Source organism: Amycolatopsis anabasis, assembly GCF_009765355.1.
Classification (GTDB): domain Bacteria; phylum Actinomycetota; class Actinomycetes; order Mycobacteriales; family Pseudonocardiaceae; genus Amycolatopsis; species Amycolatopsis anabasis.
This window is the reverse complement of record NZ_VTHK01000019.1, coordinates 16,918-43,270: the sequence shown is the minus strand read 5'-3', so window position 1 is coordinate 43,270 and position 26,353 is coordinate 16,918. Positions and strand designations below refer to the sequence as shown.

Below are 26,353 nucleotides of genomic sequence, written 5' to 3'. Positions count from 1 at the left end.
CCGGGCCCTATTCCCCGATGACCGGCGGGGTGGCGCGCTCGTCGGTGCCGAAGATCGAATCGGGATCGGCCTCGATGAGGAAGTCGGGACGCTGGTGTTCCTGGTCCTCTTCCCCCTGACCACGACCGGCCGCACCCAGCGGCCCGGCGGCGCCCACGCCGCCGCGTGCCGCCGCACTCCGCGCCGCCGCCCCTTCGGCCGCCGCCGCGCTGCCCGGCATCCCGACCCCGGAACCCTTACCGGCCCCCAGCCCGCGCTCACCGGCGGGTCCCCTGCCCGCGGCGCCTTCACCGGCAGGTCCCTTGGCCCCCGAGCCCGTGCCGACCGCACTCCGGCCGCCGCCCTCGCCGTAAAGCCGGTTGGACGCACTGCCCCGCCCGTAGCCCGTGGTGGGACCCTCGCCGGGCCTGCCGCCGCGGAACGGAGTCCGCTCGGTGCCCCGATCCCGGTTCCCGCCCAGCGGCCCCGGAATGATCGGGGGCGCGCCGGTGGTATGCGTGTTCGGCCCACTGGTCGAGGGAGGCGGAACGTTCGGGGTGTGCACCGGCCCGCCGCCGCCCTGCCCCGGAACCGGCCCCGGACCGGACGTGGTCGACTGGCCCGGGTTGACGCTGGGCCCCCCGCTCACCGGACTTCCCGGCCCGGTGGTCGGCGCGTACTGGGTACCACTGGTCCCCGAGGTCTGCGTGTGCTGCGGCCCCACGATCTCCCGGCTCTCGATGCTCGCGCTGGACCCGGTGCGGACGCCCACACTGGCCCCGTCGAGCGGCAGTTCGCGGTAATCCATCGGAATCTGGCCACGCGTCGAGTTGGTGGTCGACGAGTACTGGTCCATGACCCGGACGTTGTTCTCGTTCGCCGCATTGTGCTTGCTGACGCCCTCTTGATACGAGTTGACGTCGTTCGCGGCCATGATCGGCCCGGCGACCGGAATCGCGGCCTTCAACCCCAGCGACCACCCACTCGGCTTCTCCGGCGCCGGCGGCACTTCTACCACGGAGGTCTTCGCACTGTCGAACGCGGACGACTGGTCGTTCATCGATCGGGTCGTGTTGTCCAGCGGAGTCGCCGACTCCTTGAACGTCTGCGCGAGCGGCCCTGCACCCGCATAGGCCGCGTCACCGGAGGCACCGGTCCAGGCGTCTTGCATCTGCCCCTGCAGATTATTGATCGCCAGTGCCTCATCGCGGTAACCGTCGTTCAGTTCCTTGACCGCAGCCGCGACACTGCGCCACAGTTCCGAGTTGGCATTGGTGAAGTTGTGGTAGATCTGGGTCCCGTCCATCTGGCCCATCAGGAGCCCTCCTTCAGGGTTTGGATCACGGCCTCGGCTACCTGCTTGGCCAAGTCGCACGACTCCTGCGCACCCTGGTAACCCTGGGCGGTGGCTGCGAAGACCTCGGAATCGGCGACAGCCACCGCGAGCGCGCAGCGGCCTGCCGGACGCCCGTCGGTGACGTCGGCGAAAGCTGCTGGATAACCGGAAACCTCGGTCGGCTCGGCGTACGCGATCCTGCCTTTTTCGCGCAGCGCAAAGGTTCTGGCCAGTCCAGGAGTGCTTGGATCCGTGTTCGTCAGGCCGAGCTGCACGCTGATTTCCTTGCCGATTCCGGGCATGAGCCAGTTGCAGGCCGGGCCCCCGACGATCGCACCGACACCGTTCAGCGTCGTGATCCCCGGATTGGTGTAGTTCAGGCTCTGCGACAACTGCGGCGGGAGGAGCTCACACGGCTTTTCCCGATACGAAGTGGGGTCAAGGGGCTGCTCGATCTTCGGCATGTTCGATGCCGAACCGTCCGACTGCGCGGAGGGCTGCGGAGTACCAGCCTCTGTCCGGGAACATCCCGCGACAGCCAGGAGCGCTGCCGCAGTAGCAAACAGCGAGACAATGATGGGCCGCCGAAGTTTCATGTCGCGTAGACGTCTCCCGTGCCCCGTTTCAGGTCGTCGACGGTGTCCTGCTCGCCTGCCTGTTTGCCCGCCTTCACACGTTCCAGCTTGCCGATGTAGTCCTGGATGTATTTCAACATCGAGTCGTGTTGCTGCTGGAGCAGACCGACTGATCGGCTGAGTTCGCTCGTGTAGCCGGTGCTCGCCTCGTCTTCAGCTACCGAACCGAGCATTATGGCGTTCGCAATCTGGCGGAGTGTGATTCCGCGTTGGGCGATGCCGTCGGCGCGGGCTCGCCAGAGACCGAGCAATTCGTCGATCTTTTCCACACTCGGGAACTCGAAGCCGCCGGACACGCCACCGGCCAGCGGGCGTTCGGTGTCCCAGGGGCTGACTTCGCCCCAGATGCTCCGTGCGGCCATCTCGGCCTGGCCGACTGCTGCTCCGGCAGCGGCCCCCGCCGCGATGTCCTGGCCCATGCCGCCTCCCCGTTACTGCCAGTCAGTAGTTGTCCGCGCTGCCAGGGTAGCGGATCGATTCGCGGGCATGGGGTCGTTTGGCGCAGGTCATGGCGTCCGGGACGGGAGATCGGTTCGCGCTCCTCCGCGTCAGAGCAGCCGCCGACCCTGCCGCGAATGGGGGACAATGGCGGGGTGGGTGTTCAGGATCCGCTTGCCGGGTTTGTCGGGTTCGCGGCCGCGTTGCGGGCGGCCGGGGTGCCGTGCGGGCCGCAGCGGGTTCAGGCGTACCTCGATGCGGTGGAGCAGGTCGATATCGGTGACGCTGCGCAGCTGTACTGGGCCGGAAGGTTCACCCTTTGTGCTGATCCGGACGATCTGATCCGGTACGACGACGCCTTCGCGGAGTGGTTCTCCGCCGAGCCGCCGCGACGGCGCCGGGTGACCGCGAGCCGCCCGAAGCAGGCGCGGATCGCGGCGATGTCGCCCCAGTCGCCGGGTGGCGAGACCGACGCGGAACCGGGACAGCTCCGGGTCGCCGCCACCGACGCCGACGTCCTGCGCAGGCGGGACCTCGCCGAACTCACCCACGCCGAGCGGCGTCATTTGCGGGAGTTGCTCGCCGTGCTGCGGCCCGAGCCGCCCCGCCGCTCGTCCCCGCGGCACCGCCCGGCGCGCCGCGGACGGCTCGACCCCGGCCGGACGCTGCGCGCGATGCTCGCCGGGGGCGGCGAGCCGGTGCGGCTCGCGCGTCGTGATCGGTCCAGCAAACCGCGCCGGGTGGTGTTGCTGCTGGACGTTTCCGGGTCGATGAGCCCGTACGCCGACGCGTTGCTGCGTTTCGCCCACGTGGTGGTGCGCGGCGCACCGGCGAGCGTCGAGGTGTTCACCCTCGGCACGCGCCTGACCAGGGTGTCCCGGCAGCTCCGCCAGCGCGATCCCGAGCAGGCCATGCTCGCCGCCGGGCGCGCGGTGCCCGATTTCGCCGGGGGCACGCGGCTGGGCGAGACCCTGCGCGTCTTCCTCGACCGCTGGGGTCAACGCGGCGTGGCCCGGCGCGCCGTGGTCACCGTCTTCTCCGACGGCTGGGAGCGCGGCGACCCCAACCTGCTCGGCGAGCAACTCGCCCGGCTACGCCGTTTGGCCCACGCGGTGTTCTGGATCAATCCGCACGCGGGGCGCGAAGGTTACGCTCCCGTGCAGTCCGGCATCGCGGCCGCGCTCCCGCACATCGATCGGCTGCTCGCCGGGCACAGCCTGGCCACCCTGCAACGACTGCTGCTGGAGATACGCGATGCATGACGTGCTTGACGAGTTGTACCGGCGCTGGTCAGCGGGCGAAACGGTCGGGCTCGGCACGGTCGTCGCGACCTTCTCGTCCGCACCCCGCGCGCCCGGCGCGGCGATGCTGGTCGCCGCGGACGGCGAGGTCACCGGCAGCGTGTCCGGTGGCTGCGTCGAGGGGGCGGTGTACGAGCTCGCGCAGCAAGTGGTCGAGGCCCGCACCCCCGCGCTGCAGCGCTACGGGGTGAGCGACGACGACGCGTTCGCGGTCGGCCTGACCTGCGGCGGCATCCTCGACGTCTACGTCGAACGGGTCGACGCCGAGTCGATGCCCGAACTCGAGGACGTGGTGAAGTCGGTGCGCGGCGGCGAGCCGGTCGCCGTGGTCACCACGATCGAGCACGAGGATCCGGAGCGGATGGGGCGGCACATGATCGTGTGGCCCGACCGCACGGCCGGTTCGCTGGGTTCGGACCGGATCGACGACGCCGTCGCCGACGACGCGCGCGGCCTCCTGGCCACCGGCCGGACCGGCACGCTGCACTACGGCCCCAACGGCCAGCGGCGGGGCGAGGGGATGGCGGTGTTCGTCAACTCCTTCGAACCACCGCCGCGCTTGCTGGTGTTCGGCGCGATCGACTTCGCCGCGGCCATGGCCCGGATGGGCGCCTACCTGGGGTATCAGGTCACGGTCTGCGACGCGCGCCCGGTGTTCGCGACCGCCAGCCGGTTCCCCGAGGCGCACGAGGTGATCGTCGACTGGCCGCACCGCTACCTCAAGGCGGAGGCCGAGGCGGGACGGGTCGACCGGCGCACCGCGATCGCCGTGCTCACCCACGATCCGAAGTTCGACGTGCCCCTGCTCGAGGTCGCCCTCCGGCTGGACGTGGGGTACGTGGGGGCGATGGGTTCCCGGCGCACCCACGACGACCGGATCAAACGTTTGCGCGAGGCCGGGGTGACCGAAGCGGAACTTGCGAGGCTGTCGTCACCGATCGGCCTCGACCTCGGGGCGCGAACCCCGGAGGAAACCGCGGTGTCGATCGCCGCCGAGATCATCGCGCTGCGCTGGGGCGGCGGCGGAAAGCGGCTCGCCGAACTGGACGGCCGCATCCACGGCTGACGGTCACGCCGGGCGGAGTGCGTCCAGGATGCGGTCGCGATCGTTGAGGTAGGCGCATCCGGCGAGTGGCGTGGAGAAGCCGTTCAACAGGTATTCGAGGTTGGTGTGCTCGTCGGGACTCAGGCGGAAGGAGCCGGTGGCGAGATGGGCGGCCAGCACGTCGGCAAGTTCTTCCCATTCGCCCGACCAGAGCAGACCGCGGTAGTGCGCGAGGTCGTCTGCGGGCAGGCGCCCGGCGAGCTGATCGAGAAGCGTCTCGGCGAAGTAGCTGATGCGACCGGCGGACAGGTCGTCGACCGTGGGGTTCGCCGGATCCCGCGCGGCGTCGGGATTGCGGGTGACGCCGGTTCCGCCGACCGGGTAGGCGGTCCGGACCTGGCCATCGGGCTCGATGAGCGCGACGATGTCGACACCGTCGCGTACTCCGGCGGTGCGCCAGCGGCCGTTGGGCTGCTTGCGCGGGCGCTCGTCGGGGTCCTTGGCGACGTCGATGATCGCAGCCATGATCCGATCCCGGCTCCAGTTCGAGGGGAACTCGCTGGTTCCCCGGCGGCCGGTCCCCGGTGCGTGCCCACCACCCACGCGCGCCCCTTTCTTGATCAGCCCGAGCTTACTGTGCGGCGTTGACGATGTTCAGCCCGGCAAGAACCTCGTCCCGTTTGTTGATGGCGTCGAAATATTCGATCGGCACATCGAAATAGTAGAGTAACTTCTTGAGATTGCTGTGCTCTTCCTGGGTTACGGGAATCCTTTCCTGAAGGAGGGTTTCCGTTAACTCGTCGATAAGAAGCGCCCACTCTCCGCCGTAGAGGTAGCTGTCGATACGTTGGCGATCCGCTTCGGGTAGGCGATCGCGCAGGTTGCGCACGAACCCCTCGAGTAGGTTTGTGAACTCATTCTCGTCCATTATCGTCCTGCTGGTGGATTTCGTACAACGCCGGGTCCACTCTCCGGATACGCCGTGATCACGTGGCCGTCGTTGTGGACGACAACTCGTATCAGGACGCCGTCCCGTCTCGCGGTCGTCTCCCAGCGATCCGGACGTCGACCAGGTTCGATCTTGTCCGGATTTCGCGCAACGCTCTCGATCTCAGCGATCACCTTGGCATCGTTCCAGTCGGGCGGAAATTCGGTCTTTTTGGGTTTTCCCGTGCCAGATCGGTGTCCTCCACCAGTCTGATCGCCGTCCAGAATGTGGAAAGCCCTGTCCGGCGTAACCCGAATCTGGTCGGGGTGGGGGTGGTCGCCTTCGACTTCGGACCACTTGCCGCGCAGTTCGCCCAGGACGACGTCTTCGACGGGCTTCAGGCGGCCGCCTTCGACCAGGGTTTCCTTGTGCGTGTCCCCGAACAGGGTGAGCTGCTCGACATGCCGCGTGGGCAACTGCTGGATCGCCTGCTGCAGATTCGACAGGTACTGATCCTTGAAGTCGCTCATGTCGATCCCGGCCCAGATCAGCGTGGCGACCCGGATCACCATCTGGGAGGCGCCCCTGGTGAGCAGGGCGTCCATGGCGATGGCGATCCACTCGAAGACCTCGAGTTTGTCGGCGGCGTTCGCCACGGCGTTGGCGACGCCTTCTTTCACGGTGGCGATCGCGTCGCCGAGCATCTGGCAGGCCGCCGCCATGTTGTTGACCGCCAGGTATGTGCGGTCGAAGGGGAGGTCCTGCAGGCAGTTGTTGCCGCTGCACAGCCGACCCCAGTAGGAACGGATCAGGCTGAACGTCTCGCCCTGGTTGGCGTCGGCCAGCGAAAGGAAGATCCTGGTCGACTCGGCGTTCACGTCGAAGAACTGCCTGCCGAGCGCCCGCCATGCCTCCGCCGCCTCCCAGAGCGGGCCGGGATCCGCATTCGGCCAAAACCCGGCGAGGATGTCCGGTACATACGGTTCGGGGCCGGGGCCTCCGCAGGGCGGCGGGGGCGCCATCTCGTAGTCCGACCGGGTGCCGGGGAACGGGATTCGCTCCTGCTGCCCACCGCCGGAGGCTTCCTCGGCGTCGAGGTAGAGGTTCGCCGTGTCCTTCAGCGTGATCGACACCGCGCCGAGCACGGTCACCACACCACCGATCGCGTTGCAGACCGCCGCCGCGCACCTGTCGTACGGCTCGCGGAAACCGGCCAGCAGGCAGTCCTCACCGATCATGCCTCCGGTCGCCGCAAGAGCCGCGTTGCTCCGGTCGATCGTGGCGACCAAGGCGAGCTGCAGGTCCGCGAGCTTCCGCACGGCGACCCGCAGATCGTCGACGGTGATCTCGAAGCCGTTCGAACCGCCGGGCGCGCCGGCGGACATCGGGATGGTGCCGCCCGCGACCGCGCTCGCTCCGCCCTGCCACAGTTTCGAGGCCGCATGCGCGGTCTCGCGGTAGTTTCCCTGGATGGCGCCCATCCGCTCTTCCGCTTCGCGGAGGACTTCCCGCAGCTCCGCGGCTCCGGCGGCCCATTCGGCGCGCAGGCGGTCGAAGGCGTCCGCGGCTTCGCCCGTCCAGGTGGCGCGCAGCGGTGCGAGCTTGCGGGCCAGATCGTCGAGCAGTTCCTCCCAGGTCTTGCCGGTGTCTTCGACCGCCTCCTGGCCCTCGGTCAGCGTCGCGAAGGACGCTTTGATGTACGTCAAGTCCCCACCCCGTGACTGTCCGGCTCCCCACCGTGACGGTACCGACCCGAGTGCCGCGGGGCCAGGGACAACGCATATGCGACGGCGACCGGCATGCCCGAGTTCCGGTGCGGCGTCGAGCACCGCGTCCGCGATCCGGTAGTACTGCCGCCGCCCCAGATCCGGCCCCAGCCAACGGAGTCCGTCGCCGACCGCGATCACGCCGACCCAGTCGCCGCGCCGCAGGGCGGCCCGCACCAGTTGCGCGGCGCCGTGCACCGCGAGGTCGAGATCCGCGCCGGTGGCGCCCGTGTCGACCAGCGTGACGAAGATCAGGCGTGGGCGGGCTACGAATGGGCATTTCATGGGGGACTTTTCCGCAGATTCGGATCGATGCCCCATGTTTCGACGCGGATGCGGATGGAGGGGGACGGGTCCCTGGCCGGGGTCTTGTCCGAACGAGATCGAAGTAGCACGCTCCAGTGTGAGTCCGATCACCCACCACAGGAGGCCTCATGCGCATCACGGTCAGCGTGGACGGCAACCAGTACACGGACGACGTCGAACCCCGAACACTGCTCGTTCACTATCTCCGGGACAAACTCGGCAAGACCGGTACCGTCGTCGGCTGCGACACGAGCAACTGCGGTGCGTGCACGGTCCACCTCGACGGCCACAGCGTGAAGTCGTGTTCGGTCCTGGCCGTCCAGGCCGACGGCTGCGAGATCACCACGATCGAGGGGCTCGCGCGGGACGGCAAACTCCACCCGGTCCAGCAGGCGTTCCACGACAACCACGCGTTGCAGTGCGGATTCTGCACGCCGGGCATGATCATGCAGTCGATCGATCTGCTCGCGGACAACCCGGATCCGGACGAGCAGGCCGTGCGCGAGGGCCTCGAGGGCAACCTCTGCCGCTGCACCGGCTACCAGAACATCGTGCGCGCGGTGCGGGACGCGGCCCACCACATGCGGCCGGGCGCCGGGCCGGAAGCCGAGCGGGTCGAGGACGAACTCGGCACCAGCCAGCGCGCCGCGAGCAGCGTCGGCGGGGGTGGCGAATAATGACCGCCACGGTCGAGCCGGAGGTCGGGAAGGCCCGGCTTCGCAAGGAAGACGAGCGGCTGATCACCGGCCGCACCCGGTGGACGGACAACCTGGCGCTGCCCGGCATGCTGCACCTCGCCGTGCTGCGCAGCCCGTTCGCGCACGCCCGGATCACCAACATCGACACCAGCGATGCCCGGTCGATGCCCGGCGTGCTCGGTGTCTTCACGGCCACCGATCTGGACCCGGACTCCTCGATCGCGTTGCCGTGCGCCTGGCCGATCACGCCGGACATGAAGCATCCCCGCCGACCGCTGCTCGCCGCGGACACGGTCAACTTCGCCGGTGAGGGCGTCGCGATCGTGGCGGCCCGCAGCGCCTACGAGGCGCGGGACGCGCTGGACAAGATCGACGTCGACTACGACGAACTCCCGGTCGTGCTCGGCCTGGAGAACGCCCTCGCCGAGGGCGCCCCGCTGGTGCACGAGGAACTGGGCACCAACAAGAACGCGTTGTGGGTCTTCGATTCCGGTGACGCCGGGTCCGGCGGCGATGTCGAAGCGGCCATCGGCAGCGCCGAGGTCGTACTCAAACGCCGGTTCCGCCAGCAGCGCCTGGTTCCGGCGTTCATGGAACCGCGGTCCTGTGTGGTCGACCCGACCGGCCCGCAGGTGACCATGTGGTCGGCGACCCAGATCCCGCACATCCTCAAGACGATGTCCGCGCTCACCCTGGGCCTGCCCGAGCACAAGCTCCGGGTGATCGCGCCGGATGTCGGCGGCGGCTTCGGCGGCAAGATCGCCGTGCTGCCCGAGGAACTGGCCGCGCTGCTGATCGCGCGGAAGCTCGGCCGGCCGGTGAAATGGACCGAGTCCCGTTCGGAGACCATGCTCGCCGCGCACCACGGGCGCGACCAGATCCAGGACATCACGATCTCGGCCAACCGCGACGGCACGGTCACCGGGCTCAAGGTCGAACTGCTCGCCGATATGGGCGCGTACCTCGGCCTGGTCGGCCCCGGCGTGCCGATCCTCGGCGCGTTCATGTTCAACGCGATCTACAAGATCCCGGCGTACCGCTTCGCGTGCACCAACGTGTTCACCAACACCACGCTGACCGACGCCTACCGCGGCGCCGGGCGGCCGGAGGCGACCTTCGCCATCGAGCGGATGATGGACGAACTCGCCGCCGAGCTAAGCATGGACCCGCTGGAGATCCGCGAGAAGAACTGGATCAAGCACGAGGAGTTCCCGTACACCACGGTGTCGACGCTGACCTACGACTCCGGCAACTACGAGGCCGCGACCGCGAAGGCCAAGGAACTGTTCGACTACGACGGGCTGCGCCGCGAACAGGCCGAGCGGCGGGCCGCGAACGATCCGGTCCAGCTCGGCATCGGCATCTCCACGTTCACCGAGATGTGCGGGCTGGCGCCGTCCCGCGTGCTCGGCTCGCTCGACTACGGCGCCGGCGGCTGGGAGCACGCGTCGATCCGGATGCTGCCGAGCGGCAAGGTCGAGGTGGTCACCGGATCCTCGGCGCACGGCCAGGGGCACGAGACGGCGTGGAGCCAGATCGTGGCCGACCGGCTCGGGATTCCGTTCGATGACGTCGAAGTGTTGCACGGCGACACCCACACCTCGCACAAGGGGCTGGACACCTACGGTTCGCGGTCCCTCGCGGTCGGCGGGATCGCGGTGCTCAAGGCCGCGGACAAGGTGATCGAGAAAGCCCGCACGATCGCCGCGCATCTGATGGAATGCTCCGAGGACGACCTCGAGTTCACCCAGGGCAAGTTCTCGGTGCGGGGGACCGAATCCGCGACCGCCATCCAGGACGTCGCGAACGCGGTGTTCGCCGCGCACAACCTGCCCGACGGCATCGAGCCCTCGCTGGATTCGGACGCCACCTACGATCCGGAGAACTTCTCGTTCCCGCACGGCACGCACCTGTGCGCCGCCGAGGTGGACACCGAGACCGGGCGGGTGAACCTGCGGTCGTACGTCTGCGTCGACGACGTCGGCAAGGTGGTCAACCCGTTGATCGTGGACGGTCAGGTGCACGGCGGGCTGGCGCAGGGCATCGCGCAGGCCCTGTACGAGGAGGCGGTGCACGACGAAGGCGGCACGCTCACCACCGGCACGTTCGCCGACTACCTGCTGCCCTCGGCCGCCGATCTGCCGTCCTTCACCACCGACCGCACCGAGACGCCGTCGACCACGAACCCGTTGGGGGTCAAGGGAGTCGGCGAGGCCGGGACGATTGCCTCCACTCCCGCGGTGGTCAACGCGGTGATCGACGCGGTGCGCCATCTCGGGGTGAACGAAGTCGAGATGCCCTGTTCGCCGATGCGGGTGTGGTCGGCGATCCAGTCCGCACGAGGAGGTGCCCAGTGATCCCCGCGGCCTTCGACTACGTCGCACCATCCACTGTGGACGATGCCGTGCGCGCACTCGCCGAGGGCGGCGAGGACGCCAAGGTGATCGCGGGCGGGCAGAGCCTGCTGCCGGTGCTGCGGATGCGGCTCGCCGCGCCGACGAAACTGGTCGACCTGGGCAAGATCGCCGAGTTGCGCGGTGTGCGCGAGGAGGGCGACACGCTGGTGGTCGGCGCGATGACCACGCACTACGACGTGCAGCGCGATCCGCTGATCGCCGAGCACGCCGCGCTGCTGGCCCGCGCCACCGACACCGTGGCGGATCCCCAGATCCGGCACCGCGGCACCTTCGGCGGGTCGATCGCGCACGCCGATCCGGCCGGTGATCTGCTCGCGCCGGTGCTCGCGCTGGACGCGGAGATGGTGGTGTGCGGGATGGACGGCCGCCGCACGGTGCGCGCCGCCGAGTTCTTCGAGGACTACTTCACCACCGCGATGCGGGTCGAGGAGATCCTAGTCGAAGTGCGGGTGCCCAAGTACACCGGGTGGCACGCGCACTACGAGAAGTTCAACCGGGTCGCCCAGGCCTGGTCCATGGTGGCCGTCGCGGCGGCCGTCCGGGTGGACGGCGGCACCATCGCCGAGGCGCGGGTCGGGCTGACGAATATGGCCGCGACGCCGATCCGCGCGACCGCGGTGGAGCAGGCGCTCGTCGGGCAGCCCGCGAACGCCGAGTCGATCCGGGCGGCGGCCGAGCACGCCGCCGAGGGCACCAGCCCGGCCGCGGACGCCAACGCGGACGCGGAGTATCGGCAGCACCTGGCGAAGGTACTCACCGGGCGGGCCGTCACGGCCGCGGTGACCGTCTGATTCGACCCGACAGAAAGGAGATCGGTCCGTGCGCCTCGACCACGAGTTCACCGTTCCGGCGAGCGTGGAGGAGGTGTGGCAAGCCGTGATCGACCCGGAACGGGTGGCGCCGTGCATGCCCGGCGCCACCCTCAAGGGGGTGGACGGCGCTGCCTTCCAGGGGACGGTGAAGGTCAAGCTCGGGCCGATCTCCTTGCTGTACAAGGGATCCGGTGAGTTCCTGGAGAGGGACGAGGCCGCGCGAAAGGTGGTGATCAAGGCATCCGGGAAGGACGCCCGGGGCGCGGGCACCGCGTCGGCCACGGTGACGGTCACCCTCGCCGCGGAAGGGGACCGGACCCGGGGCACGGTGGCGACAGATCTGCAGGTCACCGGCAAACCGGCGCAGTTCGGCCGCGGTCTGATCTCCGAGGTCGGCGGGAAGATCCTGGACTCGTTCGCCGCCTGCCTGGCCGAGAAACTGGGCACCACCGCGGAACCGGAGCCGGAGAAGCCAGGCGCCACCGCCGCGGAACCGGAGCCCGAGAAGCCAGGCACCGCCGCCGAACCGGAGCCGGAGAAACCGGCCGAATCCGCATCGCCGAAACTGACCACGGTCGAGAACAACCGGGAAACCGAGGCGATCGACCTCGTCGACCTCGCGGGCGCCCCGGTTGCCAAGCGCCTGGCCCCGCTCATCGCCGGCGCGGCCGCACTGCTCGTTCTCCTCGCCGTTCTTCGTCGCCTCCGACGCCGTTGAACAGGGTGCGCACGATCCGGGTGGCGAGTTCGTCCGGGTCGTCCTCGCCGTCGTCGAACGCCTCGTTGACGAGCGCGTAGTAGACCCGGCGCGCCCAGACCGGGTCGACGTGCTGGGCCAGCATCCCCGCATCGCGCATGCGGCGGAACCAGGCGTCGGACTGTTCGGACAGTTCGGCTTGGAGCCTGGCGACCCGCGGGTTCGCCGGGGAGAGGTGGCGGAAGGCGAAGCGCCGCCCCATCTTCACCCGCAGCACGTTCACGGTGGCCTGGTGCAGGGCGACGAGGGGCGGGGCGGTCTCGACGCGCGCCGCGTCGACCGCGTCCTTCAGTTGCCGGATCGCGGATTCGGCCATGGCGTCCAGAAGCGCCTCGCGGGTGGCGAACCGCCGGTGCACGGTGGCCCGGGAAACCCCGGCCGCCTCGGCGATCTGTTCCATGGTCGCCGTCGGATGCCGCGCGAGCAGCCGTTCCGCGGCTTCCAGGATCGCGCGCACGGTCCGCTCGGCATCGGCCCGCAACGGACGGCTTTCACCAGGCACGATCGTCGATCCTACTGGTGAAACAGGATGTCGCAGTTGTTGACAGAGTTGAGACAAGTTGTTTCACTTGGCCCATGCGAACGGTACCGATCAGCAGGGCGGACCTCCTCCGGGAGGCCGCGGCGACCGCCGACGAGTTCGTCGATCTGGTGCTGTCCGTCCCCGATCCGGATGCTCCGGTTCCGGCCACCCCGGGCTGGTCCGTCACGGATGTGCTCGGGCATGTGGCGAGGGAGCCCGCCCGGTACCGGGATCTCGCGCTCGGCGGGGGCACCTGGCCGTCGCGGGTGGCCGAACTGCCCGCGTTCAACGCGGAACAGGTGCGCACCCTGCCCACCCGCGATCCGGCGAAGCTGGCGGCGATCCTCCGCGAGGGCCTCGATTCGTTGCTGGAGAACGTCGAGCGGTTCGGTGACGACCAGCCGATGATGAACTTCGACGGGGACCAGCGCGTGCGGGCCGACCGGGCGCTGGGCACCCTGATCGGCGAGTTCGTGGTGCACGGCCACGACATCGCGCGGGCGTTCGGGCGCCCCTGGCCGATCCGCGCGGAACTGGTGCCGATGATCCTGCGCGGCCAGCAGCAGATCTTGCCCGGTTGGGTGCACCCGGACCGCGCGGCCGGGCATACGGCCACCTACGAATTCCGGTTGCGGGGTCAGGAAAGTTACCTCTACCAGTTCCGCGACGGGCACCTGGTGGTCGGGCCGCCGGCGCCGGACCGGATCGACGTGCACCTCAGTTTCGAACCGGTGACCGCGCTCCTGCTCACCTACGGCCGCATCGGCCAGCTGCGTGCGGCCCTCACCGGGAAGGTGTTCGCCTGGGGCCGCCGCCCCTGGCTCGCCACCCGCCTGATCGCCCTCTTCCACCCCGCCTGACGTGCGGAACGTGCCCTGGCCCACGTCCTCGCGGGGAAGCGCGGCGGGGGAAGGGGCGTTGGACCGGGTGTGAACGCGGATCATGAAACCGACGTCGTGGTGATCGGCGCGGGGCAGGCGGGACTGTCGGCCGCCTACTTCCTGCGCCGGGCGGGGTTGCCCAACGACTCCGGATTCGTGGTCCTCGATCACGGCAAACGGGCCGGGGGCGCCTGGCAGTACCGCTGGCCGTCGCTGAAGCTGGACCGGGTGCACGGCCTGCACGATCTGCCCGGGATGGCGCTCGGCACCCCGGACGGCGACCGCCCGGCCGCCGACGTCGTCTCCGAATACTTCGACCGCTTCGAACGCGTCTACGACCTGCCGGTCCGCCGCCCGGTCGACGTGCTCGCGGTCCGCCACCACGGCGACCGGCTGCTGGTGGAGAGCGCCGCCGAATCCTGGGCGGCCCGCGCGGTGATCAACGCGACCGGCACCTGGGACCGCCCGTTCTGGCCGCACTATCCCGGCCAGGAGACGTTCACCGGCCGCCAGTTGCACACCGCGGACTACACCGGGCGCGAGGAGTTCCGCGGTAAGCACGTGATCGTGGTCGGCGGCGGCACCTCGGCGGTGCAGTTGCTGACCGAGATCGCGACCGTCGCGCGCGGCACCACCTGGGTCACCCGCAGGCCGCCGGTGTTCCACGAGGGCCCGTTCACCCCCGAAGACGGCCGCGCCGCGGTGGCCAAGGTCGAACGCGCGGTGCGCGCCGGACGCCCGCCCGCGAGCGTGGTGAGCGTGACCGGGCTGACCCTCACCCCCGAGGTCGCGCGTGCCCGCGAGGCCGGGATCCTCGACCGCGAACCGATGTTCGAGCGGATCACCCCGCACGGCGTGGTCTGGGCCGACGGCACCGAACAGCGCGCCGACGTGATCCTCTGGGCGACCGGTTTCCGCGCCTCGATCGACCACCTGGCACCGCTGCACCTGCGCGAACCCGGTGGCGGGATCCGGATGGACGGCACCCGGGTGGTCGCCGAACCCCGGCTGCACCTGGTCGGCTACGGCCCGTCGGCCAGCACGATCGGCGCGACCCGCGCGGGCCGCAGCGCGGTGCACGAGATCCGGCAACTGCTCGGACTGTCCGGTTAGGCTCCCTGAATGCCGCTGCGCTCGTTCGACGACCTCGATCTGGCGTTGCTGCAGGTGCTGCAGGCCGACGGCCGGGCGCCGTTCAGCCGGATCGCCGAGGTGCTCGGGGTGTCCGACCAGACGGTCGCCCGCCGCTACACCCGCCTCCGGTCCGATGGCGCGGTGCGGGTGCTGGGGCTGACCCGGCCGCAGGCAGTGGGCGAGGAGCAGTGGCTGGTCCGCGTCCGCTGCGCCCCGGACGCCTCGACGTCCATCGCGCGGGCACTCGTCGCGCGGAACGACACCTCCTGGGTGCACCTGGTGTCCGGTGGCGCGGAGATCCTCTGCATGGTCCGGACCAGCGTCAACGGGGACGGCGAATCCGTCCTGTTGGACCGGCTGCCGCGCACCCCGCGGGTGATCGGGGTCGGCGCGCACTGCGTCCTGCACGTTTTCTTCGGCGGCGAACGGAGTGCGCTGACCAAGAACGGGCCGCTCACCACCGAGCAGGTCGATCGGTTGCGGGCGCCCGTCACCGCGCCACCGGAGGAACCCGTGCCGCTGTCCGAAGAGGACAGACGGCTGCTGTCGGCGCTGGAAGGTGACGGCCGCACCGGGAACCGGGAACTGGCCGCGCGGACCGGCTGGTCGGAGACCACGGTCCGTCGCCGGTTGGCTGAACTGCGGGAATCCGGCACGCTGTACTTCGATCTGGACTTCGACGCCCGCCGGGTCGGCTTCGGGACCTCGGCGACGTTGTGGCTGTCGGTGGCGCCGAGCGAAGTCGTCGCGGTCGGCGAGGCGCTGGCGCGGCATCCGGAGGTGACCTTCGCGGCGGCGACCACGGGCCCGGCCAACCTGTACGCCAACGTGCTCTGCCGGAACTCCCGGGCGCTCTACGCCTACCTGACCGGGCCGGTGGCGGCGCTGGCCGCGGTCCGCCAGGTCGAGACCGCGCCGATCATGCGCACGCTGAAATGCGCCGGGCTACCCATCGGCTGACCTGTCGGATTTCGCCGCAACCACCGCACTCGGTGTCGGATAGTGCGCGAAAACCCCGTCCGGCTGGGTTCCCGCGCGGAGCACGGGCGACCTTGGCGAGTGTTCACCCATTCCGAAAAGGAGCCCGTTCGATGCCGGACGTCTTCGATCCGATCAACCTCGGCGCACTCACGCTGCCCAACCGGGTGGCCATGGCGCCGCTGACCCGCCGCCGTGCCTACGGCGACGGACTCTCCGCGACCCCGCTGATGGCCGAGTACTACGCGCAGCGCGCCACCGCCGGGTTGATCATCGCGGAAGCCGCACACCCCTGCGCGGTCGGCCAGGGGTACACCGATATGCCCGGTCTGCACAGCGAGCGGCAGACCGAGTCCTGGTGCCCGGTCACCGCGGCGGTCCACGCCGCGGGCGGACGGATCTACGCCCAGCTCATGCATGCCGGTCGCAACAGCCACCCCGAACTGCTGGGTGCGGGGCGTCATCCGGTCGCCCCCTCGCCGATACCGGCCGAGGGCCAGGTCCGGGTGCGCAGCGATCCGGCGGTGCGCAAGCCCTACCCGGTTCCGCGGGAACTGAGCACCGGCGAGGTCCGGGAGACGATCGACGAGTTCGCGGCCGCCGCGGACAACGCGATCCGCGCGGGCTTCGACGGTGTAGAACTGCACGGCGCCTACGGTTACCTGATCCAGCAGTTCCTCTCCAGCAACGCGAACCGGCGCACCGATCGCTATGGCGGAACCGTGCGCAACCGCACCCGGTTCGCGCTCGAACTCGTCGACGCCGTGGCCGCGGCGATCGGTCCCGAGCGCGTGGCCCTGCGCATCTCGCCGGGCTGCACCGCGTTCGGCCTCACCGAGGACGACGTCGACGAGCTCTACCTCGCGCTGATCGACGAACTGCGCGACGACCTCGCGTACCTGCACCTGTTCGAATTCCCCGGGCACCGGAAGTTGACCGAAGCGCTGCGTTACCGGTGGCCCGGCGTGTTCCTGCTCAACCCGCACGAGACCGAAGACTCCTGGCCCGCCGGAGTGGCGGATCTGCACCTGGTCCCGGACGGGCTGGCCGACATGCTGGCCTTCGGCACGCTGTACATCGCCAACCCCGATCTGGTGGCCAGGCTCCGCGCCGGCGGGCCGTTCACGCCCGCCGACCCGGCCACCTTCTACCGCGGCGACCACCGCGGCTACACCGACTACCCCGTGCTCGAACCGGTGTAGCGCACCTGCCGGTCCTTGCCCTGCCGGTACGCGGAATGGCCGGAAGCGTGTTCCGGCACGCCGACCTCCCACCAGGCACCGGCCTCGGTCCACGACTTCGGGTGCGTGCGCACCACGACGACCGCGGGCCGGTGCTCGGCCGCCGCGGCTTCCCGTGCCCTGCGGTAGGCGGACCGCGCGTCGTCCACGCTCGCCGCGGTGAACACCGCGCAGCCCAGGGCTTCGGCGTGCGCGGCGAAATCGACGCGCGGCGGTTCCCGGTGCGTGGTCCGGCAGTCGGCGTACATGTTGTTGAACGGCGTGCCGCCCTGGCCCTCCTGCAACCGCGCGATCACCGCGTAACCGTCGTTGTCGCAGACCACCGCGACGAACGGGTGCCCGGCGAACGCGGCGGAGAACAGCTCCGAATTCAGCATCAGGTACGAACCGTCCCCGAGCAGCGTGGTGACCACGCCCCGGGGGCGGGCCATCGCCGCACCCCAGGCCCCGGCGAGCTCGTAACCCATGCAGGAGAACCCGTATTCGACGTCCATTGTGGACTCGCCACGCGCCCGCCAGCCGCCGATCAGCTCGCCCGGCAGGCCGCCGGACGCGGTCATCACGTAGTCGTCCGGGCCGGCCAGGTCGTTCACCGCGCCCACCACCTGCGCGTAGGTCGGCAGGTCCGAACCCGGGGCGCGCAGCGAATCGACGTGCGCGTCCCATTTCGAACGCTCCGCCGCCGCGCGTTCCCGCCAGCCGGGCGCGCCCAGCGGAGCGGAGCCGAGTTCCCCGGCGAGTTCGGCGAGCCCCGCGTCCGCGTCCCCGACGACAGCCAGCGCGCCGTGCTTCACCGCGTCGAACCGGGCCGCGTTCAGCGTCACCAGCCGGACACCGGGTGCGAACACCGTCCAGGACGCCGTGGTGAAGTCCTGCAAGCGCGTGCCGACCGCGAACACCACGTCCGCCTCGGCGGCGAGCGCATTGGCCGACGCCGAACCGGTGATCCCCAGCGGCCCGGCGTGCAGCGGGTGATCGTGCGGGACCAGGGTCCGCCCGGCCGTGGTCTCGGTGACCGGAATCCCGTACCGCTCGGCGAAATCCAGCGCCCGCCGCGCCGCCCCCGAGTACCGGACCCCGCCGCCCAGCACCAGCAGCGGGCGCTCGGCCGCGCGCAGCGCTGCGGCCGCCTCGGCCAGCGTCCGCGCATCGGGCCGTGGCCGGGGGACCCGGTGCACCACGGTCTCGAACAGCGCTTCCGGGAAGTCGAACGTTTCGGCCTGCACGTCCTGCGGCAGCGCCAGGGTGACCGGCCCGGCATCCGCCGGATCGGTGAGCACCCGCACGACCTGCGGCAGCGTCGCGAGCAACTGCTCCGGCCTGGTGATCCGGTCGAAGTACCGGCTGACCGCGCGGAACGCGTCGTTGACCGTGGCGGTCGGATCGCCGAAGTGCTCGACCTGCTGCAGCACCGGATCCGGCGCCCGGCTGGTGAAGGTGTCGCCGGGCAGCAGCAGGACCGGCAACCGGTTGGCGTGCGCGACCCCGGCGGCCGTGACCATGTTCAGCGCCCCCGGTCCGATCGACGAGGTGACCACGCCGACCTGCCTGCGCTGGCTGGCCTTCGCGTAGCCGGCCGCGGCCAGCGCCATGCCCTGCTCGGTGTGCCCCCGCCACACCGGCAACTCGTCCCGGTGTTCCGCCAGCGCGGTTCCCAGGCCGAGCACGTTCCCGTGGCCGAAGATCCCGAACACCGCGGGGAACAGCGGAACCTCCCGCCCGTCCAGGGTTTCCGACCGCTGCGCGAGCAGCCAGCGCACCAGTGCCCGCGCGGTCGTCAGCTTCACAGCAACTCCTCGATTTCCTCGTTCGTCGGCATGGCGTCCGCGCAGGCCAGGCGGGACGCGACCAGCGCGCCCGCCGCGTTGGCGTACCGCGCGATCCGCACCGGTTCCCAGCCGGAGAGCAGGCCGTGGATCAGCGCGCCGCCGAAACCGTCCCCGGCGCCGAGCCCGCACACCACCTCGACCGGTTGCGGCGGCACGGTCCACGAGCCGTCCGGGGTCGCGATCAGCACGCCGTCCGCACCTTTCTTGATGATCGCCAGGCGCACCCCGCGGGCCAGCATCCGCGCGGCGGCCTGGTCGGGATCGGCGGTGCCGACAGCCACCTCGGCCTCGGTGCGGTTGCCGACGGCGACCGTGACGTGGTCGAGCATCCAGCCGATCTCCGCCCGCGCGATGTCCACATCGGACCAGAACCCGGCGCGGTAGTCCAGGTCCAGCACGGTGTGCTCGCGCCGCCCCCGCCGTTCCAGTACCCCGCGCTGGGTACCGCGCGCCGGTTCGGCGCTCACCCCGGTGCCGGTGACCCACAGCAGGGGCACCGATTCCACCAGGTCCCACGGGACGTCCGCGTCGGTCAGCGTGAGATCCGGCGCGATCGGCTCGCGGTAGAACAGGATCGGCGGATCGGCGGGCGGATCCAGCGCGCAGAACACCACCGGGGTGCGCAGCCCGGCGGAGGTGCCCACGTGGTCCGGGGAGACGCCGAATCCGGTGAGCGCCTGGCGCACGTAGTCGCCGAACCCGTCCGGGCCGACCTTGGTGAGCACACCCGTCCGGCGGCCGAGCCGCGCGGCGGCGACCGCGACGTTGGTCGCGGTGCCGCCGAGCGACTTGGCGAACGTGCTGACCCCGGCCAGCGGGACCCCGCTCTGCTCGGGGTAGAGATCCACGCCGACCCGGCCGATGGTCAGGGCTTCCAGTGTCATCAGGTCGCCTCCACCGCCCGCAGTTCGTGTTCCAGGGCTTCGAGTTCGGCGCCACCGGCCATCTGCCGGGTGAGTTCGGGCAGGTCGATCTCGGACTTCTCGTAGCTGCCCAGCGGCGCGCCCCGCTTGAGCAGCAGGAACCGGTCGGCCACCGGGTAGGCGTGGTGCGGGTTGTGCGTGATCAGCACGACGCCGAGCCCGCGGTCCCGGGCCTGCGCGACGTACTTGAGCACGACCCCGGCCTGTTTGACGCCGAGCGCGGCGGTGGGCTCGTCCAGGATCAGCACCTTGGCGCCGAAGTGCACCGCGCGGGCGATCGCCACGCACTGCCGCTCGCCGCCGGACAACGTGCCCACCGGCTGCTCCACGTCCCGCAGATCGATGCCCATTTCGGACAGTGCCCGCTTGGTGGTCTCCTTGCCCTTCTTCCGATCCAGCATCTGGAAGGGGCCCCGGCCGACGGTCGGCTCGGAGCCGAGGAAGAAGTTCCGCCAGACGCTCATCAGCGGCACCACCGCGAGGTCCTGGTAGACCGTCGCGATACCGCGATCCAGCGCCTCGCGCGGCGAGGTGAACCGCACCGGCTCGCCTTCCACCTTGAACTCGCCGGTGTCGTGCTGGTGCACCCCGGCCAGGATCTTGATCAGCGTGGACTTCCCGGCGCCGTTGTCGCCGAGCACGCAGGTGACCTCGCCCGCGTTGACCACAGTGGACACATCCCGCAACGCGATCACGCTGCCGTAGCTCTTGCCGACCGCGTCGACCTCGAGCAGCCGTTTTCCCGGAGTGCTCATCGCCGTACCCTTTCCGCCCGGCGCCGGAACGCGTTGTTCACCAGAACCGCGGCCAGCAGCATGATCCCGAGGAACAGCATGAACCAGTCGCTGTCCCAGTTGGCGAACACGATGCCCTGCCGCGCCATGCCGAAGATCAGCGCGCCGATCGCGGCGCCGATCGCCGAGCCGAAGCCACCGGTGAGCAGGCAGCCGCCGACCACCGCGGCGATGATGAAGTGCAGTTCCTGCCCGATGCCCTGGTTGGCCTGCACGCTCGCGAAGCGCAGGATGTTGATCGAGCCCACCAGCCAGCCGGCCGCGGCGGTGGTCATGAACAGCAGGATCTTCGTCCGCACCACCGGAACGCCGACCGCGCGGGCGCTGACCTTCGCCCCGCCGACCGCGAAGATCCAGTTGCCGAACCGGGTCCGCACCAGCAGCCAGGCCGCCAGCAGGGCGAAGCCGATCCACCACACGATGGAGATCTGGAACGGCGTGCCGCCGATGTCCACTGTGGACGCGAACACGAAACCCGCGGACTCGTAGCCGCCCGCGCCGCGGACCCCGGACACCGCGACCGTGCCGGTGACCAGCTTGGTCACGCCGAGGTTGAGCCCCTGCAGCGCGAGGAACGTGCCCAGGGTGACGATGAAGCTCGGCAGCCCGGTGCGCATCACCAGCCAGCCGTTGAAGGCGCCCACCGCCAGCGCGAACACCAGCGACGCCAGCAGCGCGACCCACACGTTCCAGCCCGCCTGGGTGGCCAGGATCGCGGTGACCAGCGCGGTGGACGCGGTCATCACCCCGGCCGAGAGGTCGAACTCGCCGCCGATCATCAGCAGCGCGACCCCGACCGCCATGATGCCCAGCGTGGACGAGTCGTCCAGCCAGGTCGCCACGCCGTCGGCGCTGAGGAACTGTTCGGTGGCCACCGAGAAGAACACGAACACCACCACGGCGCCGAGCAGGGCGCCGATCTCCGGCCGGACCACCAGCCGGTCCAGCAGCCTCGGGGTGGCGAGCCGCTCGTCGAGCGGGGGAGAAGCCGTCGCGGTCATCGGGTGCCTCGATTCACGTACTGGCCGACCTTGTCCACAGTGGACTTGTCGACGAGGTCGGGACCGGTCAGCACCGGGCGCCCGCCGCCGACGACGTTCGCGTTGTCCCGGTACAACTTGAGGAACAGGACCGGCAGGTAGCCCTGCTCGTACTGCTGCTGGTCGACGGCGAACCGCACGTCCCCGGATTGGATGGCGTTCACCACGTCGGTGTTCAGGTCGAACGTGGCGACCTGGGCCTTCGAATTCGCCTGCTTGATCGCGTTCACCGCGTTCGCGGCGACCTGGGAGTTCAGCGTGAGCACCGCGTCGATCGAGGGATCGGTCTGGACCGCGCCGCGGATGCGGGACTGCACGTCGGTCGGGTTGCTGATGTCGACCTGCAGGTTCTCCACGTTGCCGCCGAAGCCCCGCTTCGCGCCGTCGCAGCGCTGCGCCTGGCCGACGTTGCCCGCCTCGTGCACCACGCAGAGCAGCTTGGTCTTGCCGAGATCCTTGAACTCGCGCCCGGCGTTCTCCCCGGCGATGCCCTCGTTCTGGCCGACGTGGGTGATCGCGCCGTAGACCTTGCTCTGGTCCTCACCGGAGTTGATGGTGATGACCGGGATCCCGGCGCGGACCGCGCTTTCGATCGACGGCCGCAGCGCCTCGGGGTTCGCCATCGACACCACCAGCCCGCCGACCCGCCGGGCGACCGCGTTGTCGATCAGCTTCGCCTGGTTGCCGGGGTCGCCGTCGGAGTTGTACTCGACCTGGACGTCGAGTTCCTTGCCCGCCGCCTCGGCGCCGTTCTTGACCACGTTCCAGAAGGCGTCACCGGCCGTGCCATGGGAGATGACCGCGACCCGCAACGGACCGCTTTCAACGGGCCCGGAACCGCCCGATCCGGTCGTTTTCGGTTCCGCCGACGGCCCGGTGCACGCGGAGAGCAGCAACGCTCCCGCTGCTACCAGGAGACCGATCCGGCCGAACCTGGAGCGATAAGACGTCATCGTCTCTCCTCGCTGTTCGGAAATCTACGCAGCCGAGAGCCGGCTGACGATCTCGTTGAGGTGGGCAAGGCTGCGGGCGGTGTCCCGTCTGGGCACGTCGTCCGGGCTTTGCTCATCGAGTGCGGTGTCCTGTTCGAGGACGTACCAACCGTCGTAGCCCGCCTCGTGGACGAACCTGACCATGGCTTCGATGTCGACGTCCCCCTCGCCGAGCGGTGCGTACAACCCCCGGCCGACGGCCTCGGTGTAGGCGAGGCGGCCCGCGCGAACCTCGTCGGCGAGCGCGGCGCGCACGTCCTTGAGGTGCAGGTGGCCGATCCGGTCCGGATGGCGCTTGGCCAGCTCGACCGGATCGGTGCCGCCGATCAGCAGGTGCCCGGTGTCCAGGCACAGGCGAAGATCGGAGTCGTTCAGGAACCGTTCGACCTCGGTCTCGGTTTCCACGTGCGTGCCGACGTGCGGGTGCAGAACGGTCTCCAGGCCGTGGGAAGCCGCGATGTCCCGGATCCTGCCCGCGGTGCCGACCAGGGTGCGCCACTGATCGGCGGTCAGCGCGGGCCGTTCGTCGTAACCGGCCAGGCCGGTGGCGGCGGCGAGCACGAGGACCTCGGCGCCGCACGCGGCGAACAGGGCGGCCGATTCCTCGGCGGCGGCCAGCGCGGCGTCGGGATGCTCGTGCAGCGGGATCGCCAGGAAACCGCCGACGAGGGCGAGCCGGTGGCCGTCCAGCAGGGCGCGGAGGTCGGCGGGTTCGCGGGGCAGGTATCCGGGCGGCCCCAGTTCGGTGGCGCGCAGCCCCAGCTCGGCCATTTCGGCGAGCACGGTCCGCGCGTCCAGGACCCGGCCCCAGCCCGGGACCTCGCACACACCCCAGGAAATCGGGGCGGCCGCGATGCGGAATTCGGACGGCGTTGACATCGGCGTCATCTCCAGCTCGTCGGTGCGTTGGAGCGCTCTATTGATTAGAGCGCTCCAATCTTGTAGCGTCGCTCACGTCAAGTCAAGGGTTCGGCGGGAGGCAAGGGTGGCGCGACCGACCATGGAGGACGTCGCCGCGCGGGCGGGTGTTTCGCGCGCGCTGGTCTCGCTGGTCATGCGCGGCTCGCCCAAGGTGAGCGAGCATCGCCGGGCGGCCGTGCTCAAGGCGGCCGAGGAACTGGGCTATTCACCGCATGTGATGGCCCGATCGCTGGCCAGCCGGACGTCCACGGTCCTCGGCGTGATGGTGTCCGATCTGCGGAACGCCTTCTTCGCCGAGGTGGTGGAAGGATTGGACGCGGCGGCGCAGGCGGCCGGGTTCAGCCTGATCCTGAACACCGGTGGGCGGAGCCCGAGCCGGGAGCGGTCGGCGCTGGCCGGTCTGCTTTCCTTCCGCCCGGCCGGGGTCGTGCTGCTCTCCCCGGTGCTGCCCGCGTCCGCGATCGAGGAGGCCGCCGAGCAATGCCCGGTGGTGCTGGTTTCCCGCACTTCGCGAGCATCCACTGTGGACACTGTGAACGACGACGGGGAGGCGGGCGCCGCGCTCGCGGTGGACCACCTGGTGGCGCTCGGGCACCGGCGGATCGCGCACCTGGACGGTGGCGGAGCCTTCGTCGCCGCCGCACGGCGCAAGGGTTACCGGGCGGCGATGCTCCGGCACGGCCTGGAACCGCGGGTGATCGCCAGCGAGCACACCGACACCGCGGGTGAGAAAGCCGTGCGAGAGGTGCTGAATTCGCCCGGTGATATGCCGACCGCCTTGCTGGCCGGTAACGACTTCAACGCGGTCGGCGCGATTTCCGCGCTCGAGGAGGCCGGGTTGCGCGTGCCCGCGGACGTGTCGGTCGTGGGCTACGACAACACTTCGCTCGCCGCCCTGCGCCACCTTTCGCTGACCACCGTCGACCAGCCGCGGATCGAGATGGGCCGGTTGGCGGTGGAAGCGTTGCTGGAACGGGTGCGCGGGGAGCGGAGCGATCCGGTGCGCCACCTGCTGCACCCCTCGCTGGTGGTCCGGTCGACCACTGCGGCTCTTCCTGCCTGATCGCGGGTTTGTGAATTCTGAGGAGATTGCATGAAACTGGGACTTGCCGGGACCGGGCGGATCGGGACCACGCACGCGGAGATCCTGCGGCAGATTTCCGGGGTCGATTCGGTCGTCGTCGCGGACGCGGACGTCGAGCGGGCGCGCCGGGCGGCGGCGAAGGTCGGCGTCGAGAGCGTCGACGGCATCGACGCGTTGTTCGAGTCCGGTGTGGACGGTCTGGTGGTGACCGCGGCGACGGACGCGCATCCCGAGTTGATCATCAAGGCGGTGGACGCGGGGATCCCGGTCTTCTGCGAGAAACCGGTCGCCGCGGATGTGCCGGGGACACTGGTGGTGCTCGATCGGATCGGTTCGTCCGAGGTGCCCGTGCAGATCGGGTTCCAGCGCCGGTTCGACGCGGGGTACGTCGCGGCGCGGGAGGCGGTGCGGTCGGGGCGGCTCGGGTGGATTCACACGGTACGGGCCACCACGTTCGACGCGGCGCCGCCGCCCGCGGAATACATCCCGCATTCCGGTGGGTTGTTCCGGGACTGCAGCGTGCACGACTTCGACATCATCCGGTGGGTGACCGGGCGCGAGGTCGTGGAGGTGTACGCGCTCGGGGCGAATCGGGGGGCCGCGTTCTTCGCGGAGGCCGGGGACGTGGACTGCGCGGCCGCGGTGTTGACCTTGGATGACGGCACGATCGCTTTGGTGTCGGCGGGGCGGTACAACGCGGCCGGGTATGACGTGCGGCTGGAGTTGCTCGGGTCGCAGGACAGTGCGGCGGTGGGGTTGGATGAGCGGTTGCCGTTGCGGTCGCTGGAGTCTGGGGTTTCTTGGCCTTCCGGGCCCGCGTATCCCGGTTTCATGGAGCGGTTCCGGCCCGCGTATGTGCGGGAGCTGGAGGTCTTCGTTTCGGTGGCGCGCGGGGAGGCGGAAAGCCCGTGCGGGGTGGCGGACGCGTTGGCGGCGTTCTACGTGGCCGAGGCGTGCGAGCTGTCCCGGCGGGAGCGGCGCCCGGTGCGGCTGGACGAGGTGCGCGGCTAGCGCGCGAGGATGGAGCGCGCGGTGCGGGCGACCAGGTCGACCGCGCGGGGTGGTGGGGGTTGCCCGTTGGCCAGGTGCCGGCGGGCGACCGCGTAGGGCAGGTCGACCAGGGCGAGGAGGACTTCGTCCTGGGTGGCCGGTTTGAGCCTGCCTGCCATGGTCTGCAGTGCGTTCTGGAGGGTTTTGTCGGTGGCGTTGGATTCCTTGATGTCTTTTGGGGACCAGTCGTCCGGGCTGAACGCGCGTTTTCCGGTGTAGAGGATCGCGGCTTCCTGGGGGTGCTTCCGGCACCAGGCGATGGTGTGCTTGGCGGCGTTTTCGGCGGCTTCCAGGGCGGGCTCGTGGTCGAGTGCTTCGAGGAATCCGGTGTGGAACCGGTGGACGGTGCGGAGCCAGACGGCGGCGAGGAGCGCGGCGCGATCCGGGAAGCGGTGGTAGATGGAGCCGCTGGGCGCACCGGTGCGGCGGGCGACGGCGGTCATGGTGACGCCGCGTACGCCGTCCTCGGCGAAGATGGCGATGGCGGCGTCGAGGAAGTTGTCGGTGGTGTGGGTTGGTGGTCTGCCCATAGTTTTGGAGGATAG

Annotated in this window: 26 protein-coding genes; 12 read left to right on the top strand and 14 right to left on the bottom strand. The window is 70.2% G+C overall.

What is annotated here, in order from left to right; translation table 11 throughout:
* Positions 1 to 7: 7 nt before the first annotated feature.
* The 3 genes from FXO23_RS24385 to FXO23_RS24375 are packed head-to-tail and all read right to left on the bottom strand — an operon-like array spanning position 8 to position 2,369.
* Positions 8 to 1,294 carry a WXG100 family type VII secretion target gene (locus FXO23_RS24385; RefSeq protein WP_246257745.1) on the bottom strand — a complete coding sequence of 429 codons (1,287 nt, stop codon included), beginning with the start codon at positions 1,292 to 1,294 and terminating at the stop codon, positions 8 to 10.
* A complete protein-coding gene (locus FXO23_RS24380; RefSeq protein ID WP_158887746.1) occupies positions 1,294 to 1,911 on the bottom strand; it encodes a DUF3558 domain-containing protein in 618 nt (205 codons plus the stop codon). The genes FXO23_RS24385 and FXO23_RS24380 overlap by 1 nt, the downstream gene beginning before the upstream one ends.
* Positions 1,908 to 2,369 carry a hypothetical protein gene (locus tag FXO23_RS24375; RefSeq protein ID WP_158887745.1) on the bottom strand — a complete coding sequence of 154 codons (462 nt, stop codon included), beginning with the start codon at positions 2,367 to 2,369 and terminating at the stop codon, positions 1,908 to 1,910. The genes FXO23_RS24380 and FXO23_RS24375 overlap by 4 nt, the downstream gene beginning before the upstream one ends.
* Positions 2,370 to 2,525: 156 nt before the next feature.
* Between FXO23_RS24375 and FXO23_RS24370 the strand changes: the two genes are divergently transcribed.
* Positions 2,526 to 3,650, top strand: a complete 1,125-nt coding sequence (locus FXO23_RS24370; RefSeq protein WP_158887744.1) for a vWA domain-containing protein — start codon at positions 2,526 to 2,528, stop codon at positions 3,648 to 3,650.
* Positions 3,643 to 4,755, top strand: coding sequence for an XdhC family protein (locus FXO23_RS24365; protein WP_158887743.1), 1,113 nt, complete (start codon positions 3,643 to 3,645; stop codon positions 4,753 to 4,755). Before FXO23_RS24370 ends, FXO23_RS24365 begins: the two co-directional genes overlap by 8 nt.
* A 3-nt stretch (positions 4,756 to 4,758) precedes the next feature.
* Here FXO23_RS24365 and FXO23_RS24360 read toward each other — a convergent pair whose 3' ends face one another.
* Genes FXO23_RS24360 through FXO23_RS24350 form a run of 3 tightly spaced genes read right to left on the bottom strand, consistent with a single transcriptional unit; the run spans position 4,759 to position 7,713 of the window.
* On the bottom strand, positions 4,759 to 5,337 hold the full coding sequence (locus tag FXO23_RS24360; RefSeq protein WP_158887742.1) for an EndoU domain-containing protein: 579 nt from the start codon (positions 5,335 to 5,337) through the stop codon (positions 4,759 to 4,761).
* 28 nt (positions 5,338 to 5,365) lie between these two features.
* Positions 5,366 to 5,662, bottom strand: a complete 297-nt coding sequence (locus FXO23_RS24355) for a hypothetical protein (protein ID WP_158887741.1) — start codon at positions 5,660 to 5,662, stop codon at positions 5,366 to 5,368.
* A complete protein-coding gene (locus FXO23_RS24350; RefSeq protein ID WP_158887740.1) occupies positions 5,662 to 7,713 on the bottom strand; it encodes a WXG100 family type VII secretion target in 2,052 nt (683 codons plus the stop codon). Before FXO23_RS24350 ends, FXO23_RS24355 begins: the two co-directional genes overlap by 1 nt.
* A gap of 149 nt (positions 7,714 to 7,862) precedes the next feature.
* Here FXO23_RS24350 and FXO23_RS24345 point away from each other — a divergent pair, with 149 nt between their 5' ends.
* From FXO23_RS24345 to FXO23_RS24330, 4 genes are read left to right on the top strand one after another with little or no spacing between them, the layout of a single operon-like run.
* Complete coding sequence (locus FXO23_RS24345) at positions 7,863 to 8,411, top strand: (2Fe-2S)-binding protein (RefSeq protein ID WP_158887739.1); 549 nt, start codon at positions 7,863 to 7,865, stop codon at positions 8,409 to 8,411.
* Positions 8,411 to 10,789, top strand: coding sequence for a xanthine dehydrogenase family protein molybdopterin-binding subunit (locus tag FXO23_RS24340; RefSeq protein WP_158887738.1), 2,379 nt, complete (start codon positions 8,411 to 8,413; stop codon positions 10,787 to 10,789). Before FXO23_RS24345 ends, FXO23_RS24340 begins: the two co-directional genes overlap by 1 nt.
* Positions 10,786 to 11,640, top strand: a complete 855-nt coding sequence (locus tag FXO23_RS24335; protein WP_158887737.1) for an FAD binding domain-containing protein — start codon at positions 10,786 to 10,788, stop codon at positions 11,638 to 11,640. Before FXO23_RS24340 ends, FXO23_RS24335 begins: the two co-directional genes overlap by 4 nt.
* 28 nt (positions 11,641 to 11,668) lie before the next feature.
* The gene (locus tag FXO23_RS24330; protein WP_158887736.1) at positions 11,669 to 12,379 is read left to right on the top strand and encodes an SRPBCC family protein; all 711 of its coding nucleotides are present in this window, start codon (positions 11,669 to 11,671) and stop codon (positions 12,377 to 12,379) included.
* On the opposite strand, the gene FXO23_RS24325 is transcribed toward FXO23_RS24330, so the two are convergent.
* Entirely contained in the window at positions 12,315 to 12,920 is a 606-nt protein-coding gene (locus FXO23_RS24325; RefSeq protein WP_246257742.1) for a TetR/AcrR family transcriptional regulator, read from the bottom strand. The genes FXO23_RS24330 and FXO23_RS24325 overlap by 65 nt on opposite strands.
* Before the next feature lie 74 nt (positions 12,921 to 12,994).
* On the opposite strand from FXO23_RS24325, the gene FXO23_RS24320 reads away from it, so the two are divergent.
* From FXO23_RS24320 to FXO23_RS24305, 4 genes are all read left to right on the top strand, one after another.
* The gene (locus FXO23_RS24320; RefSeq protein WP_158887735.1) at positions 12,995 to 13,801 is read left to right on the top strand and encodes a maleylpyruvate isomerase N-terminal domain-containing protein; all 807 of its coding nucleotides are present in this window, start codon (positions 12,995 to 12,997) and stop codon (positions 13,799 to 13,801) included.
* A gap of 69 nt (positions 13,802 to 13,870) precedes the next feature.
* On the top strand, positions 13,871 to 14,935 hold the full coding sequence (locus FXO23_RS24315) for an NAD(P)-binding domain-containing protein (RefSeq protein WP_158887734.1): 1,065 nt from the start codon (positions 13,871 to 13,873) through the stop codon (positions 14,933 to 14,935).
* A 9-nt stretch (positions 14,936 to 14,944) separates the two neighbouring features.
* Positions 14,945 to 15,916: an AsnC family transcriptional regulator gene (locus tag FXO23_RS24310; protein WP_158887733.1), complete on the top strand. Its 972-nt coding sequence runs from the start codon at positions 14,945 to 14,947 to the stop codon at positions 15,914 to 15,916.
* Between the two features lie 131 nt (positions 15,917 to 16,047).
* Positions 16,048 to 17,136: an alkene reductase gene (locus FXO23_RS24305; protein WP_158887732.1), complete on the top strand. Its 1,089-nt coding sequence runs from the start codon at positions 16,048 to 16,050 to the stop codon at positions 17,134 to 17,136.
* Here the strand turns inward: FXO23_RS24305 and iolD are convergent.
* Genes iolD through FXO23_RS24275 form a run of 6 tightly spaced genes read right to left on the bottom strand, consistent with a single transcriptional unit; the run spans position 17,112 to position 23,632 of the window.
* On the bottom strand, positions 17,112 to 18,962 hold the full coding sequence (gene iolD / locus FXO23_RS24300; protein WP_158887731.1) for a 3D-(3,5/4)-trihydroxycyclohexane-1,2-dione acylhydrolase (decyclizing): 1,851 nt from the start codon (positions 18,960 to 18,962) through the stop codon (positions 17,112 to 17,114). The two genes, FXO23_RS24305 and iolD, sit on opposite strands and share 25 nt — an antisense overlap.
* Positions 18,959 to 19,888, bottom strand: a complete 930-nt coding sequence (gene iolC / locus FXO23_RS24295; protein WP_158887730.1) for a 5-dehydro-2-deoxygluconokinase — start codon at positions 19,886 to 19,888, stop codon at positions 18,959 to 18,961. Before iolC ends, iolD begins: the two co-directional genes overlap by 4 nt.
* A complete protein-coding gene (locus tag FXO23_RS24290) occupies positions 19,888 to 20,682 on the bottom strand; it encodes an ATP-binding cassette domain-containing protein (protein ID WP_158887729.1) in 795 nt (264 codons plus the stop codon). Before FXO23_RS24290 ends, iolC begins: the two co-directional genes overlap by 1 nt.
* Positions 20,679 to 21,722, bottom strand: a complete 1,044-nt coding sequence (locus FXO23_RS24285; RefSeq protein ID WP_158887728.1) for an ABC transporter permease — start codon at positions 21,720 to 21,722, stop codon at positions 20,679 to 20,681. The genes FXO23_RS24290 and FXO23_RS24285 overlap by 4 nt, the downstream gene beginning before the upstream one ends.
* The gene (locus FXO23_RS24280) at positions 21,719 to 22,714 is read right to left on the bottom strand and encodes a sugar ABC transporter substrate-binding protein (protein WP_158887727.1); all 996 of its coding nucleotides are present in this window, start codon (positions 22,712 to 22,714) and stop codon (positions 21,719 to 21,721) included. The genes FXO23_RS24285 and FXO23_RS24280 overlap by 4 nt, the downstream gene beginning before the upstream one ends.
* 24 nt (positions 22,715 to 22,738) lie before the next feature.
* On the bottom strand, positions 22,739 to 23,632 hold the full coding sequence (locus tag FXO23_RS24275; protein ID WP_246257741.1) for a sugar phosphate isomerase/epimerase family protein: 894 nt from the start codon (positions 23,630 to 23,632) through the stop codon (positions 22,739 to 22,741).
* Between the two features lie 106 nt (positions 23,633 to 23,738).
* Here FXO23_RS24275 and FXO23_RS24270 point away from each other — a divergent pair, with 106 nt between their 5' ends.
* The gene (locus FXO23_RS24270) at positions 23,739 to 24,737 is read left to right on the top strand and encodes a LacI family DNA-binding transcriptional regulator (RefSeq protein WP_158887725.1); all 999 of its coding nucleotides are present in this window, start codon (positions 23,739 to 23,741) and stop codon (positions 24,735 to 24,737) included.
* A gap of 30 nt (positions 24,738 to 24,767) precedes the next feature.
* Positions 24,768 to 25,769, top strand: a complete 1,002-nt coding sequence (locus FXO23_RS24265) for a Gfo/Idh/MocA family protein (protein WP_158887724.1) — start codon at positions 24,768 to 24,770, stop codon at positions 25,767 to 25,769.
* Here FXO23_RS24265 and FXO23_RS24260 read toward each other — a convergent pair.
* Positions 25,766 to 26,338: a TetR/AcrR family transcriptional regulator gene (locus FXO23_RS24260; protein WP_158887723.1), complete on the bottom strand. Its 573-nt coding sequence runs from the start codon at positions 26,336 to 26,338 to the stop codon at positions 25,766 to 25,768. The two genes, FXO23_RS24265 and FXO23_RS24260, sit on opposite strands and share 4 nt — an antisense overlap.
* Positions 26,339 to 26,353: the final 15 nt, after the last annotated feature.

What these genes read in the sequence shown, in the direction of transcription:
- FXO23_RS24385 (WP_246257745.1), bottom strand. Translation starts at nt 1,294, where the DNA reads ATGGGCCAGATGGACGGGACCCAGATCTACCACAACTTCACCAATGCC.
- FXO23_RS24380 (WP_158887746.1), bottom strand. Translation starts at nt 1,911, where the DNA reads ATGAAACTTCGGCGGCCCATCATTGTCTCGCTGTTTGCTACTGCGGCA.
- FXO23_RS24375 (WP_158887745.1), bottom strand. Translation starts at nt 2,369, where the DNA reads ATGGGCCAGGACATCGCGGCGGGGGCCGCTGCCGGAGCAGCAGTCGGC.
- FXO23_RS24370 (WP_158887744.1), top strand. Translation starts at nt 2,526, where the DNA reads ATGGGGGACAATGGCGGGGTGGGTGTTCAGGATCCGCTTGCCGGGTTT.
- FXO23_RS24365 (WP_158887743.1), top strand. Translation starts at nt 3,643, where the DNA reads ATGCATGACGTGCTTGACGAGTTGTACCGGCGCTGGTCAGCGGGCGAA.
- FXO23_RS24355 (WP_158887741.1), bottom strand. Translation starts at nt 5,662, where the DNA reads ATGGACGAGAATGAGTTCACAAACCTACTCGAGGGGTTCGTGCGCAAC.
- FXO23_RS24350 (WP_158887740.1), bottom strand. Translation starts at nt 7,713, where the DNA reads ATGAAATGCCCATTCGTAGCCCGCCCACGCCTGATCTTCGTCACGCTG.
- FXO23_RS24345 (WP_158887739.1), top strand. Translation starts at nt 7,863, where the DNA reads ATGCGCATCACGGTCAGCGTGGACGGCAACCAGTACACGGACGACGTC.
- FXO23_RS24340 (WP_158887738.1), top strand. Translation starts at nt 8,411, where the DNA reads ATGACCGCCACGGTCGAGCCGGAGGTCGGGAAGGCCCGGCTTCGCAAG.
- FXO23_RS24320 (WP_158887735.1), top strand. Translation starts at nt 12,995, where the DNA reads ATGCGAACGGTACCGATCAGCAGGGCGGACCTCCTCCGGGAGGCCGCG.
- FXO23_RS24310 (WP_158887733.1), top strand. Translation starts at nt 14,945, where the DNA reads ATGCCGCTGCGCTCGTTCGACGACCTCGATCTGGCGTTGCTGCAGGTG.
- FXO23_RS24305 (WP_158887732.1), top strand. Translation starts at nt 16,048, where the DNA reads ATGCCGGACGTCTTCGATCCGATCAACCTCGGCGCACTCACGCTGCCC.
- iolC (WP_158887730.1), bottom strand. Translation starts at nt 19,888, where the DNA reads ATGACACTGGAAGCCCTGACCATCGGCCGGGTCGGCGTGGATCTCTAC.
- FXO23_RS24290 (WP_158887729.1), bottom strand. Translation starts at nt 20,682, where the DNA reads ATGAGCACTCCGGGAAAACGGCTGCTCGAGGTCGACGCGGTCGGCAAG.
- FXO23_RS24285 (WP_158887728.1), bottom strand. Translation starts at nt 21,722, where the DNA reads ATGACCGCGACGGCTTCTCCCCCGCTCGACGAGCGGCTCGCCACCCCG.
- FXO23_RS24280 (WP_158887727.1), bottom strand. Translation starts at nt 22,714, where the DNA reads ATGACGTCTTATCGCTCCAGGTTCGGCCGGATCGGTCTCCTGGTAGCA.
- FXO23_RS24275 (WP_246257741.1), bottom strand. Translation starts at nt 23,632, where the DNA reads ATGTCAACGCCGTCCGAATTCCGCATCGCGGCCGCCCCGATTTCCTGG.
- FXO23_RS24265 (WP_158887724.1), top strand. Translation starts at nt 24,768, where the DNA reads ATGAAACTGGGACTTGCCGGGACCGGGCGGATCGGGACCACGCACGCG.
- FXO23_RS24260 (WP_158887723.1), bottom strand. Translation starts at nt 26,338, where the DNA reads ATGGGCAGACCACCAACCCACACCACCGACAACTTCCTCGACGCCGCC.